We start from the raw sequence: 17,371 nt of genomic DNA on the forward strand, positions 1-17,371 counted from the left end.
ATGCAGCACATCAAATCTGTCGCGTTCCCCATGCACCTTCTATTCGGGTGCCTTTTAACTTTTACGGCTTTTTCCCAGGACAAGGATAAATTCAAATTTGGAAAAATAGACCCCAAAGATTTCGAAAAAACAAAGTTTGAGCTGGATACCAGTGCGCATGCCGTTGTGCTGGCAGATATAGGCAGTTCAGAATTTGAATCGGAAAGGGATCACCTGGAAATCAGGGTGAAAAGGACCCGTCGTGTGAAAATTGTAGACAAGAACGGATATGACGCTGCTACAGTAGAAATATACCTGTCCAAAAATGCCCAGGAGGAAGAAAAGATGATCAGTCTGAAAGCCTCTTCTTATAACCTGGAAAACGGGAAGGTAGTAGAGACCAAAATGGAAAGTAAAAGCGTTTTTACAGATGAACTGAGTAAAAACCTGATTGAAAAGAAGTTTACACTCCCTGCGGTAAAGGAAGGAACAATCATTGAATATACTTACACATACAGCTCCCCTTTTTACTTTCACCTGGAACCCTGGGCTTTTCAGGGGGAATATCCCCGCCTCTGGAGTGAATATTCCGTAACAATCCCAGAATTTTACGACTTTATCTTTCTCCGTCAGGGCTACATCCCTTTTGAAATAAACGGAGCAAGACAGTCAGACAGGCGGACTTATAGTCTAAGCTACACTCCGAATGGAGGAGCCGGACGTACGGAATATACTTCCATTTCAGCCAATACCACTACCCACAGATGGGCGGCTAAAGATGTACCGGCGCTGAAAGAGCAGGCATTTACCACAACACTCAATAATCATATTGCCAAAGTAGAATTTCAGCTGGCGGCAAAGAGATACCCGAACTCACCCATAGAACCCGTAATGACTACCTGGCCAAAGCTGTATGAAACACTGATGAAGGATGATGAATTTGGTGCAGCGTTGGACAAAAACAATGGTTATATGGGAGATGTAGTGGAAAGTTTGACAAAAGACTGTACAACCGATACTGCAAAGGCAAGGAAGATCTACAATTATGTAAGACAGAATTTCTCCTGTACAGAGCATTCCCGTTTATTCATGGATAAATCTCTGAAAACAGTATTTACCTCTCATAACGGTAGTGAAGCAGATATCAATCTCCTGCTGGTGGCAATGCTGCGCAAAGCAAACCTGGAAGCAAATCCTGTTATATTAAGCACACGGCAGCATGGTATTACTTACGAAATGTATCCGCTCATTAACAAGTTCAATTATACAATTGCGAGCGTGAATACCCAAACAGGTACCTACTTTATGGATGCTTCGCTTTCTTATCTTGGCTTTAACAAACTGGATAGCCGTTGTTATAACGGGCACGCGCGTATAATTTCTCCTGCTATTCCTGCTGTAATGTTTGAAGCAGATTCTCTAGTGGAGAAGAAATCGACCTATGTTATGCTGATGGGGGATAGTGGTGTTATCAAAGGTTCTTTCCAGCAAAGGCCTTCGTATTTTGAATCCTGCGCGATACGTGAAAAGATAAAGGAAAAAGGGAAGGATGAATATTTTAAACCCCTTGCCAAAGAATTCGGCATGGAAACAACTATTAGTAATGGGGTAATAGAAGACCTGGATGATCATGAAGTGCCAGTTAAATTAAGCTACGATTTTGTAATGAAACCGGAAGCTGACGGCATATTGTATATTAATCCCATGTTCATGGAAGCGCAGCGCGACAATCCTTTTAAATCAGAGGAACGTTTCTATCCGGTAGAAATGCAGAACACCTATGATGAAACGTATACGTTGAATATGACTATACCGGAAGGATACGAAGTTGATGAACTGCCCAAACCAGCTATCGTACAGTTTAATGAAAATGATGGCGTATTCCAGTACCTGGTGCAGAAAAGCGAGAATCAGATCCAGTTGCGTTCCAGGGTAAAACTGAACAAGGCTACTTTTGCACCCGCAGAATACAACTCACTGCGTGACTTCTTCGATATGATTGTAAAAAAACAATCAGAACAAATCGTCCTCAAAAAAACTAAGTAATGTCCCTTTTTAATAACAAACTGTTAGGTATTTTCATCTGTATATTTTACCTGCAACCTGCATTCGCCGGTGATCCGGACTATAATGTCAGCACTATTCCTGCTGCATTGAAAGAAAAAGCCCATGCGGTAAAACGTACGGAAGAACTGATCATTAACGTTTCGTCTCCTTCTGAACAAAGAGTCATCCACCGTTTTGCTATTACGGTACTGGATGCTGGTGGAGATGAATATGCACGCGTTATCGAGTCTTATGATAAATTCAGAAGTATCCGTTCTATCAGTGGTACCTTATATGGTGCAGATGGTAAACAGATAAAACGACTGAAACAAAGTGATGTGGAAGACCTGAGTGGTGTGGGTAGTTCTCTGATGACAGATGACCGTATAAAAAAACATTCTTTTCACTATACTGTATATCCCTATACGGTGGAATACGAAATAGAAGTAAAGATAAGCAACACCTTTTATTTAGAAGGGTGGATACCACAGGAAGGAGAAGAATTTGGTGTTGAAAAGAGTAAACTGGTAGTAACTGTTCCGCTTGATTTTCCATTACGTTTTCAGAGTTTCCATTATAAAGGAGAACCTGTTATTACAACAGATAAAGACTCCCATACCTATACCTGGGACGCAAAAGATATCACACCTCTACCGGACGAGAATTATGTACCAGCCTGGCACAGACGTACTACATCAGTTTTACTGGCTCCGGCAAGTTATGAAATGCAGCACTATAAAGGCAGCATGAATACCTGGGAAGAACTGAGCCGCTCTATGTATGCGCTTAATCAGGGAAGAGACCAGTTACCGGATGCTGTAAAACAAACAGTACACCAGTTAACAGATGGCCTGAGCCGGGAAGAAAAGATCACAAAACTGTATCATTATGTGCAGGAGCATACTCATTATGTAAGTGTGCAACTAGGCATAGGCGGCTGGCAAACCTTTGATGCGAATTATGTGGCCACTAACGGATACGGAGATTGTAAAGCCTTGTCTAATTTTACTTGCTCCCTGCTGAAAGAAGCAGGGATACCGGCTTATTGTGTGCTGGTAAATAGTGGAAAAGAGCAGATCACCTTTGAAGAGGAGTTCCCATCCAACCAGTTCGACCATATGATTGCCTGTGTTCCCGGTGAAAAAGATACTACCTGGCTTGAATGCACCAGTCAATATCTGCCGGCAGGTTATCTGAGCAGTTTTACAAACAACAGACCTGTACTGCTACTTACTGAAAAAGGAAGTAAACTGGTACATACACCTGTTTATACTATGGAGCAAAACCTGCAGCTGCGTAATATAACGGCTACTGTTAATGAAAACGGAGATTTGCAGTTGAGCGCCAATACGCATTTCACCTGTTTACAACAGGACTACCTGCAAGGCATGCTGCATGTACTAACCAGAGAAAAACAGCTGGAAGCATTAAAACATGATTTACCATTAGCCAGTTATGATGTCAATAAGTTTGAATGTAAGGAACTGCCGGGTTGTCTGCCGGCAATAGATGAACTGCTGGAAATAAATGCGCGCAACTATGCCAGCATTTCCGGAAAACGTATGTTCATTACGCCAAACCTTTTGAACAAATCAATAAAGCGTCTGGATCAAACGAGTGCCAGGCAGTCTGAGATACTGAAACGATCTTCATTCATAGATGCAGATACGGTGAAAATTATTGTACCTGCGGGATATACAGCAGAAACCGTTCCGGCCGCGGTAAACCTTCAAAGCGACTTTGGTACCTATAGTTGCAGTACAACTATTACAGGTAATGTAGTTACCTACATCCGTAATATATCCATGAAAAGTGGACTTTATCCTGCCGCTTCGTACCCAATGCTGGAAACGTTCTATGCTGCTATTGATAAAGCAGACAGGGCCAGGGTGGTATTAGTTAAAAATTAACTGAAATAATAGCAGTCATACTCCGCTAAACCTGTTAAAAAAGCAGTCAGACATCTTATTTTCTGCCAAATTTGCTCCGGGGATAACCTTGGAGCATGTTTTGTTGTTGACCAAACGTGTTCATTAACGTGAAACAAAATTTACAACACTTATGAATCTTAATAATTTCACCATTAAATCGCAGGAGATCCTGCAACAGGCGCAACAACTGGCATTTAACAGTCAGCATCAGGCCATAGAAACAGGGCACCTGCTCAAGAGCCTACTGGACGACCAGGACAGCTCCATTGATTACCTGCTTAAAAAGAATAACGTAAACGTAAATTTTCTGTCATCCAGACTGGATGATCAAATAGGCAAATATGCCCGTGTAAGTGGAGAAGGAGGACAGGTACTGAGTCGTGATGCCAATACAGCTATGCTGAGGGCTGGCGCCAGTATAAAAGAATTTAAAGACGAGTTTGTAAGCGTAGAACATTTATTGTTAGGCTTACTCGAAGGCAGTGACGATACAGCCAAACTACTGAAAGATGTAGGGCTTACCGACAAGGGATTAAAAGCTGCCATTAAGGAATTACGTAAGGGCAGTACTGTTAACTCTCAAACAGCGGAAAACCAGTATAACTCTTTACAGAAATACGCCAAGAACCTCAATGAACTGGCCCGTGAGGGTAAGCTCGATCCGGTAATCGGTCGTGATGAGGAAATCCGCAGAACTTTACACATTCTTTCCCGCCGTTCCAAGAACAACCCTATCCTGGTAGGAGAACCAGGGGTAGGTAAAACCGCCATCGTAGAAGGACTGGCACACCGTATTATCAACGGTGACGTTCCGGAGAATCTGCGTTCTAAAATCATCTATGCCCTGGATATGGGGTCATTGATGGCAGGCGCCAAATACCGGGGTGAGTTCGAAGAAAGGCTGAAAGCCGTGATTAAGGAAGTCACCGAAAGTGACGGACAGCTCATCATGTTCATTGATGAAATCCATACACTGATAGGTGCCGGAGCAATGGAAGGCGCTATGGATGCCGCAAACATCTTAAAGCCAGCCCTGGCACGCGGAGAGTTGAGGGCTATCGGTGCTACCACCCTCAATGAATACCAGAAATACTTTGAAAAAGATAAAGCTCTGGAACGCCGTTTCCAGAAGGTGATGGTAGACGAACCCAGTGTGGAAGATGCGATTTCTATCCTTCGCGGACTGAAAGAGCGTTATGAGAGTCACCACCATGTACTGATAAAAGATGATGCGATCATTGCGGCGGTAGAATTATCGCACCGCTATATTACAGACCGCTTCCTGCCGGATAAGGCCATAGATCTGATAGATGAAAGTGCGGCTAAACTCCGCCTGGAAATGAACTCTATGCCGGAAGAACTGGATGAACTGGAACGCAGGATCCGTCAGCTGGAAATAGAAAGGGAAGCCATCAAACGTGAGAATGATGAAGCGAAACTGCGTGAGCTGAATGAAGAAATAGCCAGACTGGGAGAACAACGCAACACCTTTAAAGCAAAATGGCAGGCAGAAAAAGAGGTGGTAGACAAATTACAGAATGCAAAGGCTGCCATAGACAACCTGAAACAGGAAGCCGAACAGGCAGAACGTAACGGAGACTACGGCAGGGTAGCTGAAATACGCTATGGTAAAGTAAAGGAACAGGAAGAACTGGTAGTGAAATACACCGCCGAACTGGCTGTGATTTCAACAGACCATAAACGCCTCTTAAAAGAAGAAGTAGATGCGGAAGATATAGCGGAAAATGTGGCCAAAGCTACCGGTATACCGGTACACCGCATGATGCAGAGTGAAAGGGATAAGCTGTTAAGACTGGAAGACGAACTGCACAAACGTGTGGTAGGGCAGGAAGAGGCTATTATAGCCGTTTCTGATGCTATCCGCCGCAGCCGTGCAGGCTTACAGGACCCTAAAAAGCCAATCGGTTCGTTTATCTTCCTGGGTACTACCGGCGTGGGTAAAACGGAGCTGGCAAAAGCCCTGGCAGAATACCTGTTCGACGATGATAGTATGATGACCCGTATAGACATGAGCGAGTACCAGGAAAAGCATGCGGTAAGCCGCCTGGTGGGTGCCCCTCCGGGATATGTGGGTTATGATGAAGGCGGACAGCTTACGGAAGCTGTAAGACGTAAACCTTACTCCGTGGTACTGCTGGATGAGATAGAAAAAGCGCATCCTGATGTCTTTAACATCCTGTTACAGGTACTGGACGATGGCCGTCTGACTGATAATAAAGGCCGTGTGGTGAACTTCAAGAACACCATCATCATTATGACCAGCAATATGGGTAGCCAGATCATCCAGGATAATTTTGAAAAGATAGATGAAGAGAACCGTGAAAAGATTGTAGACGGTACCAAGGCAGAAGTAATGGAATTACTGAGAAAAACCATCAGACCGGAATTCTTAAACCGTGTGGATGAAGTGATTATGTTCCAGCCATTATTACGCGACGAGATCAAGGGAATAATTAACATTCAATTACAACAATTGAAAAACCTGCTCGCACAAAATGGCATAATATTGGATTTCTCAGACTATGCATTAGAGTACCTGGCGATACAGGGTTATGATCCTTCCTTTGGAGCAAGACCGCTGAAACGCCTCATACAGAAAGAAATAGTAAACCTGTTAAGTAAAAAGATCCTGGCAGGCGATATTGATAAGTCTAAACCGGTATTGATAGATGTATTTGACGGAGTAGTGGTAATCAGGAATAATCATACCGCATAATGCAAGTGAAATAGTTTTAAATACGACGATATACAGTTACAGAACACCCGGACAATTCTTTGTCCGGGTTTTTTTGTGTATTTTGAAATAAAAAAAGATATGGCGGGCGATAGAGAAAATCACTTTATGCAAATAGCCGTGGAACTGTCCCGTAAAGGGATGGAAAGCGGTGACGGAGGTCCTTTCGGAGCTATTGTGGTAAGGGGTGATGAAATTGTAGGCAGGGGCTGGAACCAGGTATTAAATAATAACGATCCTACGGCCCATGCAGAGGTGATGGCTATACGGGAAGCCTGTACCCACCTGGGTACTTTTCAGCTGGCAGATTGCGAGATATATACGTCCTGTGAACCTTGTCCGATGTGCCTGGGTGCTATCTACTGGGCAAGGCCGCAACGGGTCTATTTTGCCAATACAAAGGACGATGCAGCAGCCATTGACTTTGACGACTCTTTTATTTACCAGGAGTTACAGGTACCACATGCGGAGAAGAAAATACCTTTGATAGCATTGCCGGTGAAAGAAGCGCTGGAGGTATTCAAAGACTGGCAGAAGAAAGGGGATAAGACATTATATTAGGAGACCCCTACGGGGTCAGTATTTAATATATCTTATTCTCTACAAACACGAAGCTCCTACGGAGCTGAAAAGATTCTCTGCATATAACAAAACATAATAGGCTCCGTCAGGAGCCCCGTGTTTGTAGCAAAACATGTATAAAAACGAAAAGGCAGACCGCGTGGTCTGCCTTTTCTATTAACATTGAAGCATTGCTGATTAAGCAGCTTTCTTTGCAGCGTGATGAGCTTTCTTAGCTGGTTTAGCAGTGTCAGCAGCTGGTTTTTCAGTTTTAGCTTTCTTTGCTGGCTTAGCAGGAGCTGCTGGAGTCTGAGCAAAAGTGAAAGCGCTGAAGCTTAATAATAAAGTTGCTGCAATAAGACTTTTCTTGATGTTCATGATTGTAATTTTTAAGAGTTATTATTTTGTTTATAGTTTCTGATGTAAATGTACGCCTGCTAACAGCTGTTTTTGGACCGGTTTCGGTGAACAGGGAATAACTGTCGTTGAAAAAGGAAAAAGGAAAGTCAAGGCTTGATTAATGAGATATTACGAATAGATAATTAAAGCAATATTATAACAGGATGTTGAGCGTTTCCTGCATAGCCTGCACGCATAACTGTTTGAGATTGTTGAACTTATCTGCAAGCACTGCCGCATTATAGCTGGCAGCATCCAGCGTTTCCATAGGCTCCAGTAAAGGATATAACCTGGATTCCAGACCAATAAAAGAGATCGTTGTTTTCAGGTTATGTGCAGCACTACGGATATCAGCAATATTCTCTTCCGAAATAGCTTTTTTCAATAGTGCAAGATCTTCCGGAAGCTGCGTAATAAACTGTTGCAACATCCCGTTTTCAAAATCTTTATCGCCTTTAGATAACTGTTGTAAATATTGTAACTGAACAATATTACTATCAGCATCAGCATGATACCCGTTATGGTAAATATATAACTCAGGAGAACTGTTTTTACCGGTAAATACCTGTATCATCCTGTATAATTCATCTTCCCGTATGGGCTTGGCAAGATATTCATTCATCCCTGCCTGCAAACATTTCTCCCTTTCTCCGGCCATAGCATGTGCCGTCATAGCGATGATAGGAATATTGGAATGCAGTTCCGTACGGATCTTCTTAGCAGCAGTATAACCATCCATTTCCGGCATCTGTATATCCATCAGCACAAGATCAAAATGATTTTTAGAGAGCGCAGTAATAGCATCCTGCCCGTTCGTTACCAGCTGATAATGCAGTTGCCTGTTACCCAGTAAATGACGCAGCAGGTCCTGGTTCATCTTATTATCTTCCGCTACCAGCAAACGTATATCCGGTTGTTGCGGCAGCACAAAATTCTCCTGCGAATAGCCATCACCGTTTTCTGGTAACATTTCCCCTAAAGCATAGGGTAATTCTACCTTAAAACTACTGCCTTTGCCCGGTTCACTTTCAACGATCAAAGCCCCATGCTGTAGCTCTACCAACTGTTTTACGATAGTCAGTCCAAGCCCGGTGCCACCGTATTTACGGGTAGTATCTGCTTCTGCCTGATTAAACCGGTCGAAGATAGCGGAGAGTTTATTAGCTGCAATACCTATCCCGGTATCGGTGACGGTAAACAACAGCCGTACCGTCTGATCTATAGCTCCCAGTTTGCTTACCACTATACTCACATTTCCCTGGTGCGTGAATTTGATAGCATTATTGGTAAGGTTCACCAACACCTGTGTCAGTCGCATAACATCTCCGAAAAGAATATCCGGCACGGCATCTTCAATCTCCACACTCAGCGACAATTGCTTTTCACTGGCTTTGGGCTGGAACATTGTTTGCAGGGAATGTAACATCCCCCGCAGGCTGAATGATACAGGTTCCAGCCGCATCATCCCTGATTCTATTTTAGAAATATCAAGTATATCATTGATGATATCCAGCAGGTTCTCACCTGCACTATGAATAGCCGTTACGTACTCCCGCGATTTCTCGTTCATGGGCTGCTGTTGCAGCAGGTTGGTAAAACCCAGCACTGCATTCATGGGGGTACGTATCTCATGACTCATATTCGCCAGGAACTGGTCTTTGATGGCAGTCAGTTTTTTCTCCTGCTGCTGCGACTGATCCAGTGCATCTATCAGTTGTTCCTGTTTATGGATCCTGCCGATAATATATAAGAAGGCCAGTATGCTTGAAATACAGGCAAACACCATCATGATGGTGCCCCAGTTCTGTGCTTTCTGACCGCTGGTGTCTATAAGATGGGTAGTACGGTTTACTTCCGTTTGCCGGGTAGTATCTAACTGGTGAAGAATACCATTAATGGCTTCCCCCAGCCGTTTACCTTTTTGCGCATTGATCAACCTTTCCGCAGACCATTTCCCATGGCTGTAGAAGGAGTCAAGCACGGCAATATTGAAACGGTTTTTTTCTTCTACCAGGTAGTTAAGCTGAGTGAGCAGCTTTTCCGTACTATCGTTAAGAATAAGTTTATTGATCTCTTTAAGATCAGCCTTGATAACGGCTACTTCGGCTTCAATGCCGGTGATATTAAGTGTATCCTGGGAGATGACAGTACCTCTTACTTTACTGTCTGTTTTGGCGATGCTGGTTTGCAGCTTCTGGAGTTCGTTCTTTACGTTCAGCTCATTCAGTAACTGTTCATTACCGGTGATGAGTTTACGTATATTCTGGGCGGAGTTAAACTGCAGCACAATAAATAATACCATGCCTGTAATAAACAGGCCTAACAAGTAATATTTAATCTGTTTAGGCTGCATAGAGATTTAATAATGGTACGCTGGAAAGCAGGTTAAGATAATAACGAATGATCAATGGCGGATTACAGCAGGGAATATCATCCCCAAAGTAATTCGCGATTGATCATTCGCAGAGGTAATTAAACCTTATTTAGCTTTCGGAGCTGTAGTTGCTGCTTTCTTGTGACCTTTGTGGTGATGTTTGTGATGCACCTTAGGTTTTGCAGTTTGTTCAGTTTTAGTAGCCTGTTTAGCTTTAGCAGCTGGTTTAGCAGCAGAAGCGAAAGTAGCGGTACCAACTAACAGCATGGCAGCAGCCATCATTATTCCTAACTTTTTCATTTTAGTGTTTTTTTGTTTTGTGATTGATTAGTATGCTGACCTAAAGGTACATTCACATAACACCTGAAACAGTCACAAGTTGTTTAAAAGGCATTAGTAATCGTTAGAAAAGGAAAAACTGTCGTTTTGGGATGATTACAACAGGTTTAACCTGCCGTTAAGCGCTGATCTGTAAGCATCTGCAACAGGAACTGCGTTTTTCATGATCACGATAGTGCCATCTTCAATAGCCTCTATTTTGTCCAGGGCCACTATATAAGAACGGTGAACACGCATAAAACGGCCCGGAGGTAATTTCTCTTCCACCGCTTTAAGGGTGGTATGAATAGCGTAGTATTTTTGAGGAGTATGGAGCTTTACGTAGTCGCCCATAGCTTCCAGGAACAGGATCTCGTCTATTTTAACACGTTTCAGCACCCCGTTATCCCGAATAAAGACAAATTCATTATCGGATACCTGCAGGTCCTGCGACTGCCCCTCATGGATTTCCCTGGCCCTTTCAATGGCCTGGATGAAGCGGGCCGGACTTACCGGTTTTATCAGATAATCTGCCACGTTCAGCTCGAAGGCTTCTACCGCATAGTCTTTCTTTACAGTAGTGAAGATAATGACAGGCGCTTTTTTACCCAGATTACGGGTCAGTTCTATGCCACTCATGCCCGGCATTTCAATGTCCAGCAGCAGGAGGTCTATCTTTTCCTTCTGTAACAGGTTGTAGGCTTCTATAGCACTGGCGCATTCGCTCAGTACATTGAGATGTTCTACGTGGCTGGCCAGTTGCTTCATTGCAGTACGGGCCATTTTATTGTCATCAACAATCAGGCAGTTCATACCTGCAAATATAACGAAACATCGCCCCTAAGATGACGGTATTGGCAGATTATAATTTGCTTAAAAAGAGATGGTCATTATAAAATGTAACACATAATAAATATCTTGCAAGCTCTAAAAGGTCTCCATTGAAACAGCTTAAGCAGCTAGTACTATTTATTTCCTGTTTATTCCTGCTGCAGATAGTGCAGGGGGAGAAGCACAGTACTGTTTCTTCTGCAAATGAGGAGCGCCTTGTTAAAAGCACGCATCCTGGTATAAAGGATCTTTCTTTCGGAGAGAAACGGCAACGGTTCTTTTACCGCACAAAAGCCCTGAACGACTTCCACGAACAAAGCCTCTTTGTTTCAAGTATCAGGATCAAGCCTCTTTACGTATTTATCCGTTCTCATTATAAGGGCTACACTCAGTCCTATATCAGCGTAGCTATATCTCTCAATCACTGGAGAGGTCCGCCCACAGCCTAATCTCATATCTCCGTATCATTTTTATTTTCTTAAACATATTCCGTCAGTATGCGATGTAACATTACTGCAGGAACGTGGGTGATATTGCTATGCCTTGTCATAGGTATTGTCCCCTGTTCTTTTGCACAATTACCGTTGCAGCAGGCTATCACGCTTACGCTGCAGCACTATCCAACTTTAAAAGTTAAAAAGTCATTATCTGAAGCAGCAGGGGCGCATACCACAGATGTAAAACATCAGTGGTGGCCATCCATGAAAGTGTTGGATGAAGTGAATGCGGGTACGGACAACGGTATATACGGATCTTATTTTCCTATGAGCACCATCCCTTCTACCTCTGGTGGTATAAGAGATGACAACCGTTCAGAAGTAATGAGCGGGAATATTGCTCTGGCACAGATGCAATGGGAAGTATACAATTTCGGGGCTTACCGGAGTAAACGCGAAGAGGCGTTGCAACAGCAAAAAGTATATGGTGCCGATGCAGATATTACCGCTAATGACCTCACGGTTTCCGTTATCCAGGATTATATCAGAATGCTGCAATACTATGCACTCATGCGTATTCAGGCAGATAATATTGCCCGTACAAAATCCGTACAGCAGGCGGTTACCGTAATCGTCTTACACGGACTTAAACCCGGGGTAGACAGCTCCATCGCTGCGGCTGAATTATCTAAAGCCAGGCTGAATTATCTGGATATGCAGAACGGGTACAACCAGGTGCGTATGCACCTTGGTATTTTAACCGGTTTGGACAGTACCGCTATACAACCGGATACCCTCTATAACAAAGGCTTACTGCAACTATTAGAAAGCGCTGCTGATACTGTAGCTGTACAATCAGAACATCCTGCCCTGCAATACTATAATGCACTATTCAATCAGCAAAAGAAACATGAGGATGTAATCCGTAAGGATGCTCTGCCGAAAGTCTCTTTGATGGCAGCCGGTTGGATGCGGGGTTCCAGTACGCAGTACAATGATATCAATAAGCCTTTCTTAAGCGGGATCGGCTACAGCCGTTACAACTATCTCGCAGGTGTAAGCATCACTTACAACTTCACCGATATCGCTCATACCCGCGATAAAATGCGTGAGCAACGTATCCGTACACAGGCAGCAGAAAACCAGCTGGAAGCCTCGCATACTTTGCTGGACAACCAGCTGATGCAGGCGCAGATAGATATCCGCACTGCCATGGATAAACTGCAGGAAATGCCGGCTCAACTGAATGCGGCCAGGGCTGCTGCTATGCAGAAAATGGCGCTGTACAAGGGAGGGCTTACCAACATCATAGAAGTGACGAACGCTTTATATGTACTCAACCGCGCGGAAACAGACCTGGTGCAAACACATAATGCAGCCTGGCAGGCGCTTTTCATGCAGGCATTTGCCAGCAATCATATTCAGGAGTTAGTACAGCATCTGGAATCATCTAAAAACTAAATTATGTCATTAGTATCTACTGCCCTGAAAAAGCCCTTGTCCGTGGTCGTACTGACTCTCGGCCTGTTCCTTTTCTCCATACTGGCAGTTATCAGTATACCCATAGATATCTTCCCAAAACTGAACCTGCCTACTATCTACGTGATAGAACCTTATGGGGGTATGTCTCCCCAGCAAATGGAAGGCTTTTTTGCTACCCGATTACAGGATCAGTTCCTGTACGTAAACGGTATCAAAACCATCAGCAGTAAAAATATCCAGGGCCTCACCATGATCAAACTTACTTTCTATGAAAGTACTAACATGGCCGAAGCTTCTGCACAGGTAGCCTTACAGGTAAACCGTGCAATGAACTTCTTTCCACCAGGGGCTGCACCTCCACAGGTAGTACGTTTTGATGCTTCTTCACTGCCAGTTGGACAACTGGTCTTCAGTTCTCCTTCCCGCTCTTTAAAAGACATCTACGACCTGGCCAACACCCGCATCCGGCCTATGTTCTCCTCTGTACCCGGACTTTCAGCACCGCCTGCATTTGGTGCCAATGCCCGTTCTGTAGTGGTGAACATTATGCCGGACAGACTACGTAGTTACAACATGAGTGCAGATGAAGTAGTAGAAGCCATCGCAAAGAATAATGCGATGACGCCTTCCGGTAATATCCGCATCAACAATAAAATGTACCTCACTACCATCAACTCGCTGGAAAAACAGGTAAAGGACTTTGGGGATATTCCGATTACTACCAACGGTAATGCTACCGTGTTTGTAAAAGATGTAGCAAACGTAGCAGATGCTGCGGATGTAACAGTAGATTATGCACTGGTAAACGGGAAGCGTTCTGTATACATGCCTGTTGTGAAAACTGCGGATGCATCTACCTGGGAAGTAGTAAAACAACTCAAAGCCAAATTGCCGGAGATGCAGGGACTGTTACCGGAAGATACAAAGATCACCTATGAATTTGATCAGTCGGTAGCCGTAATTAATGCCGTAAAAGGGCTAATGACAGAAGGTATACTGGGTGCTGTTTTAACAGGGTTGATGGTATTGCTTTTCCTGCGCGATCTGAGAAGCTGCCTGGTCGTTGTCATCACCATTCCGGTAGCGATATTATGCGCTGTATTAGGATTACAACTCGCCGGACAAACCATCAACCTGATGACGCTAAGCGGCCTTGCGCTGGCCATAGGAGTATTAGTGGACCAGGCTACAGTAACGATAGAAAACATTCACCAGCACCTGGAAATGGGCAAGTCTAAACGACAGGCCATCTATGATGCCTGCGAAGAAATAGCCTTTCCGCTGTTACTCATCCTGCTTTGTATCCTGGCAGTATTCGCACCTTCTCTCATTATGACAGGCGTACCCAAAGCAATGTTCTTACCCTTGTCTCTTTCTATAGGATTTGCGATGATCGCTTCCTTTTTCGCCGCACAAACACTGGTGCCTGTAATCGCTAACTGGTGGCTGAAAGAAGAGAAATACCAGCATGCACACGCAGGACTTGCTCTCGATCAGGAAGAAATCGACGAGGTAAATACTCATTTGGAAGATCAGCAAAAACACCCTGAAAAAAACACAGGTTTCGAAAGCTTCAAATCATGGTTCATCCGCACACTGGAAATACTAGGTAAACGTTCTGCTTTAGTCATTACTATATATGTGATTGTTGCATTCGGTGCCGCAGCGACTTGTTACGTAGTAATAGGAAAAGACCTCATGCCACATATTAATGCCGGACAATTTCAGCTGCGCATAAAAGAACCGGACGGTACAAGACTGGAAAGAACAGAAGAAAAAGTACATCAGGTATTACAACTGATAGACAGCACCACCAATGGAAATGTTGCTATCAGCTCTGCTTACGTGGGATTGATTCCCAGCAGCTTTGGTTCCAGTAATCTCTATGTATTCAATGCAGGTACACATGAAGCTGTATTACAGGTAAACCTGGATGAACATTACAAAGTAAACATTGATGAATTAAAAGAGGAACTGAGGGATAAAATAGCCGCTCATTACCCTGAGCTCCGCATCTCTTTTGAGCCGATAGACATGACTGAAAAGATCATGAGTCAGGGTGCTGCCACTCCCATAGAAGTGCGCGTAGCCGGTAAGGATATGCAGCAGATAGAAAAATACGCAACGCAATTAGTAAATAAGCTGAAAGGGGTAGATTATTTGAGAGATGTACAGATTGTGCAGCCATTACATTACCCGGTAATAAACATCAGCGTAGACCGCTTTAAAATAGCGCAGATGGGCTTGAATATCTACCAGGTAGCAAGATCCGTTACCGCATCAACCTCTTCCAGCCGTTTCTCTGAGAAAAACCAGTGGCTGGATGAAAAAGGCGCCTACACCTATCAGGTACAGGTGCAGATCCCGGAATACAGTATGCAAACCGTAAACGATCTGAAAGAGATCCCGCTGGTAAAAGGACAACCAAGGCCGGTACTGGGGGATGTAGCCACATTCTCCGACAGTGAAATGCCGGGAGAATATGACCGTGCAGGTCCACGTAGGTTCCTGACGGTCAGCGCCAATATTCAGGATAAAGATTTGGGTGCAGCTACTACTGCCGTACAAAAGGAAATTGATGAACTGGGGCCACCGCCAAGAGGCTTAAAAACAGAACTGAAAGGAAGTTCCAGTTTACTATTGGAAACATTAAATGGATTGCAAAACGGATTGATGCTGGCCGTAGTTGTCATCTTCCTCTTACTCGCAGCCAACTATCAATCCTTCAAACTCAGTTTTGTAGTACTGGTAACAATACCCGCTGTAATAGCCGGATCACTGATCATGTTGTTACTCACCGGTTCCACACTCAATCTGCAATCGTACATGGGGATGATCATGTCTACAGGAGTATCTGTAGCCAACGCTATCCTGATAGTCACCAATGCAGAAAAATTAAGACTGGAATACAAAGACGCTTACAAAGCAGGTGTCGTAAGCGCGGGCATCCGTTTACGCCCCATCCTCATGACCAGCCTGGCCATGATCGCCGGTATGATACCCATGGCATCCGGTATGGGAGAATCAGGAGATCAGACAGCCCCGCTGGGCCGTGCTGTAATAGGAGGACTTATTGCTTCCACGCTGGCCGCGTTATTTATATTGCCACTGGTATACGCCGCCATACAACGCAAAACGACTTACAATTCTCCATCATTAATGCCTGTCACTCATGTATAAAACAATCCTCTTCATCGCTGTAATTTTCGCCGCTTGTAATGCCGCGCCAAAAAAGAAAAAGGAAAGTACCGTCCAAAAGTATACGCTTACAGAGGTGATAAAAGAACCACTCTCTTCCAGCATACAATTACCCGCTGTATTAACCGCTTATCAGAAGGTAAGCATCTTCCCGCGTGTAAATGGTTTTGTGAAAACAGTAATGGTAGACAGAGGCAGCCAGGTAAAAAAGGGACAAATACTATTGGAATTGGATGCACCTGAAATCATCCAGCAATATTATGCTGCTCAGTCTAAATATTTACAGGCCAAAGCTATTTATGCAGGCTCTAAAGACAACTATGAACGCACCGTAGCTGTAAGTGAAACACCGGGTACTATTTCTCCGCATGATGTAGAAGTAGCCAATGCGCGCATGCTGGCAGACAGCGCTATCATGAACAGCGAACTGGCCAACTTCCGCGCCCTGGAAGCTACCCGCAGTTACTTAACCGTTACGGCTCCATTCGACGGTGTCATCACAGAACGTAATATACATCCGGGAGCATTGGCTGGCCCTTCCGGTACAATCCCCATGCTTACACTGGAACAGGAAGACAGACTGCGTCTGGTTATGCAGGTCCCTGAAATGTACAGTGCACAGTTATCTGATTCCAGGCAGATTAACTTTCATGTAAACGCATTACCGGGAGAAAATTTCACTGGTGGTATCAGCCGTCAGGCAGGCTCTCTGAACGACCGCTACCGTTCTGAAGCTGTGGAAGTTGATGTACAAAATCCACAACACCGGCTTAAACCGGGTATGTATGCAGAAGTAGTGATACCGGTAACTGGTTCCGTACAGGCATTGGTAGTACCAGGCAGTGCTATCGTCACTTCTACCGAAAAGAAATACGTGATAGCCGTAAGGCATGGCCGTACACATTGGGTAGATGTGCAGGAAGGGAACAGGCATACAGATTCCACGGAAGTTTTCGGCAGTTTAATGCCTGGAGACAAAGTAATCCTACAGGGATCAGATGAGATTAAAGAAGGGATACATATAGAATAAGGGGTAATTTTTTGGGTGCAGGGCGAAGCC

At 44.2% G+C, this 17,371-nt stretch carries 12 protein-coding genes; 8 read left to right on the forward strand and 4 right to left on the reverse strand.

Annotated elements, in window-relative coordinates:
• The 4 genes from BMW86_RS31505 (at position 1) to BMW86_RS31520 (ending at position 7,272) form a co-directional block, all read left to right on the forward strand.
• The gene (locus BMW86_RS31505) at positions 1–2,025 is read left to right on the forward strand and encodes a transglutaminase domain-containing protein (protein ID WP_089787814.1); all 2,025 of its coding nucleotides are present in this window, start codon (positions 1–3) and stop codon (positions 2,023–2,025) included.
• The gene (locus BMW86_RS31510; protein WP_089787815.1) at positions 2,025–3,935 is read left to right on the forward strand and encodes a DUF3857 domain-containing transglutaminase family protein; all 1,911 of its coding nucleotides are present in this window, start codon (positions 2,025–2,027) and stop codon (positions 3,933–3,935) included. The genes BMW86_RS31505 and BMW86_RS31510 overlap by 1 nt, the downstream gene beginning before the upstream one ends.
• 151 nt (positions 3,936–4,086) lie before the next feature.
• Entirely contained in the window at positions 4,087–6,693 is a 2,607-nt protein-coding gene (gene clpB / locus BMW86_RS31515; RefSeq protein ID WP_089787817.1) for an ATP-dependent chaperone ClpB, read from the forward strand.
• Between the two features lie 99 nt (positions 6,694–6,792).
• Positions 6,793–7,272, forward strand: a complete 480-nt coding sequence (locus BMW86_RS31520) for a nucleoside deaminase (RefSeq protein WP_089788317.1) — start codon at positions 6,793–6,795, stop codon at positions 7,270–7,272.
• A 198-nt stretch (positions 7,273–7,470) separates the two neighbouring features.
• Here the strand turns inward: BMW86_RS31520 and BMW86_RS31525 are convergent, their stop codons facing one another.
• From BMW86_RS31525 to BMW86_RS31540, 4 genes are all read right to left on the reverse strand, one after another.
• The gene (locus BMW86_RS31525) at positions 7,471–7,650 is read right to left on the reverse strand and encodes a hypothetical protein (RefSeq protein ID WP_089787819.1); all 180 of its coding nucleotides are present in this window, start codon (positions 7,648–7,650) and stop codon (positions 7,471–7,473) included.
• 175 nt (positions 7,651–7,825) lie between these two features.
• A complete protein-coding gene (locus tag BMW86_RS31530; RefSeq protein WP_089787820.1) occupies positions 7,826–10,024 on the reverse strand; it encodes a response regulator in 2,199 nt (732 codons plus the stop codon).
• 126 nt (positions 10,025–10,150) lie between these two features.
• Positions 10,151–10,345, reverse strand: a complete 195-nt coding sequence (locus tag BMW86_RS31535) for a hypothetical protein (protein WP_089787822.1) — start codon at positions 10,343–10,345, stop codon at positions 10,151–10,153.
• A 135-nt stretch (positions 10,346–10,480) separates the two neighbouring features.
• Entirely contained in the window at positions 10,481–11,176 is a 696-nt protein-coding gene (locus tag BMW86_RS31540; protein WP_089787824.1) for a LytR/AlgR family response regulator transcription factor, read from the reverse strand.
• 128 nt (positions 11,177–11,304) lie between these two features.
• Here BMW86_RS31540 and BMW86_RS31545 point away from each other — a divergent pair, with 128 nt between their 5' ends.
• The 4 genes from BMW86_RS31545 to BMW86_RS31560 are packed head-to-tail and all read left to right on the forward strand — an operon-like array spanning position 11,305 to position 17,341.
• Positions 11,305–11,643: a hypothetical protein gene (locus tag BMW86_RS31545; protein WP_089787826.1), complete on the forward strand. Its 339-nt coding sequence runs from the start codon at positions 11,305–11,307 to the stop codon at positions 11,641–11,643.
• Between the two features lie 48 nt (positions 11,644–11,691).
• Entirely contained in the window at positions 11,692–13,092 is a 1,401-nt protein-coding gene (locus BMW86_RS31550; protein ID WP_089787828.1) for a TolC family protein, read from the forward strand.
• 3 nt (positions 13,093–13,095) lie between these two features.
• Positions 13,096–16,293, forward strand: a complete 3,198-nt coding sequence (locus tag BMW86_RS31555) for an efflux RND transporter permease subunit (protein ID WP_089787829.1) — start codon at positions 13,096–13,098, stop codon at positions 16,291–16,293.
• Positions 16,286–17,341: an efflux RND transporter periplasmic adaptor subunit gene (locus tag BMW86_RS31560; RefSeq protein WP_089787831.1), complete on the forward strand. Its 1,056-nt coding sequence runs from the start codon at positions 16,286–16,288 to the stop codon at positions 17,339–17,341. The genes BMW86_RS31555 and BMW86_RS31560 overlap by 8 nt, the downstream gene beginning before the upstream one ends.
• Positions 17,342–17,371 lie beyond the last annotated feature (30 nt).

This window comes from Chitinophaga sp. YR573, assembly GCF_900110995.1.
GTDB lineage: Bacteria > Bacteroidota > Bacteroidia > Chitinophagales > Chitinophagaceae > Chitinophaga.

What these genes read in the sequence shown, in the direction of transcription:
- BMW86_RS31525 (WP_089787819.1), bottom strand. Translation starts at nt 7,650, where the DNA reads ATGAACATCAAGAAAAGTCTTATTGCAGCAACTTTATTATTAAGCTTC.
- BMW86_RS31530 (WP_089787820.1), bottom strand. Translation starts at nt 10,024, where the DNA reads ATGCAGCCTAAACAGATTAAATATTACTTGTTAGGCCTGTTTATTACA.
- BMW86_RS31520 (WP_089788317.1), top strand. Translation starts at nt 6,793, where the DNA reads ATGGCGGGCGATAGAGAAAATCACTTTATGCAAATAGCCGTGGAACTG.
- BMW86_RS31510 (WP_089787815.1), top strand. Translation starts at nt 2,025, where the DNA reads ATGTCCCTTTTTAATAACAAACTGTTAGGTATTTTCATCTGTATATTT.
- BMW86_RS31560 (WP_089787831.1), top strand. Translation starts at nt 16,286, where the DNA reads ATGTATAAAACAATCCTCTTCATCGCTGTAATTTTCGCCGCTTGTAAT.
- BMW86_RS31535 (WP_089787822.1), bottom strand. Translation starts at nt 10,345, where the DNA reads ATGAAAAAGTTAGGAATAATGATGGCTGCTGCCATGCTGTTAGTTGGT.
- BMW86_RS31540 (WP_089787824.1), bottom strand. Translation starts at nt 11,176, where the DNA reads ATGAACTGCCTGATTGTTGATGACAATAAAATGGCCCGTACTGCAATG.
- BMW86_RS31550 (WP_089787828.1), top strand. Translation starts at nt 11,692, where the DNA reads ATGCGATGTAACATTACTGCAGGAACGTGGGTGATATTGCTATGCCTT.
- BMW86_RS31505 (WP_089787814.1), top strand. Translation starts at nt 1, where the DNA reads ATGCAGCACATCAAATCTGTCGCGTTCCCCATGCACCTTCTATTCGGG.
- BMW86_RS31555 (WP_089787829.1), top strand. Translation starts at nt 13,096, where the DNA reads ATGTCATTAGTATCTACTGCCCTGAAAAAGCCCTTGTCCGTGGTCGTA.
- clpB (WP_089787817.1), top strand. Translation starts at nt 4,087, where the DNA reads ATGAATCTTAATAATTTCACCATTAAATCGCAGGAGATCCTGCAACAG.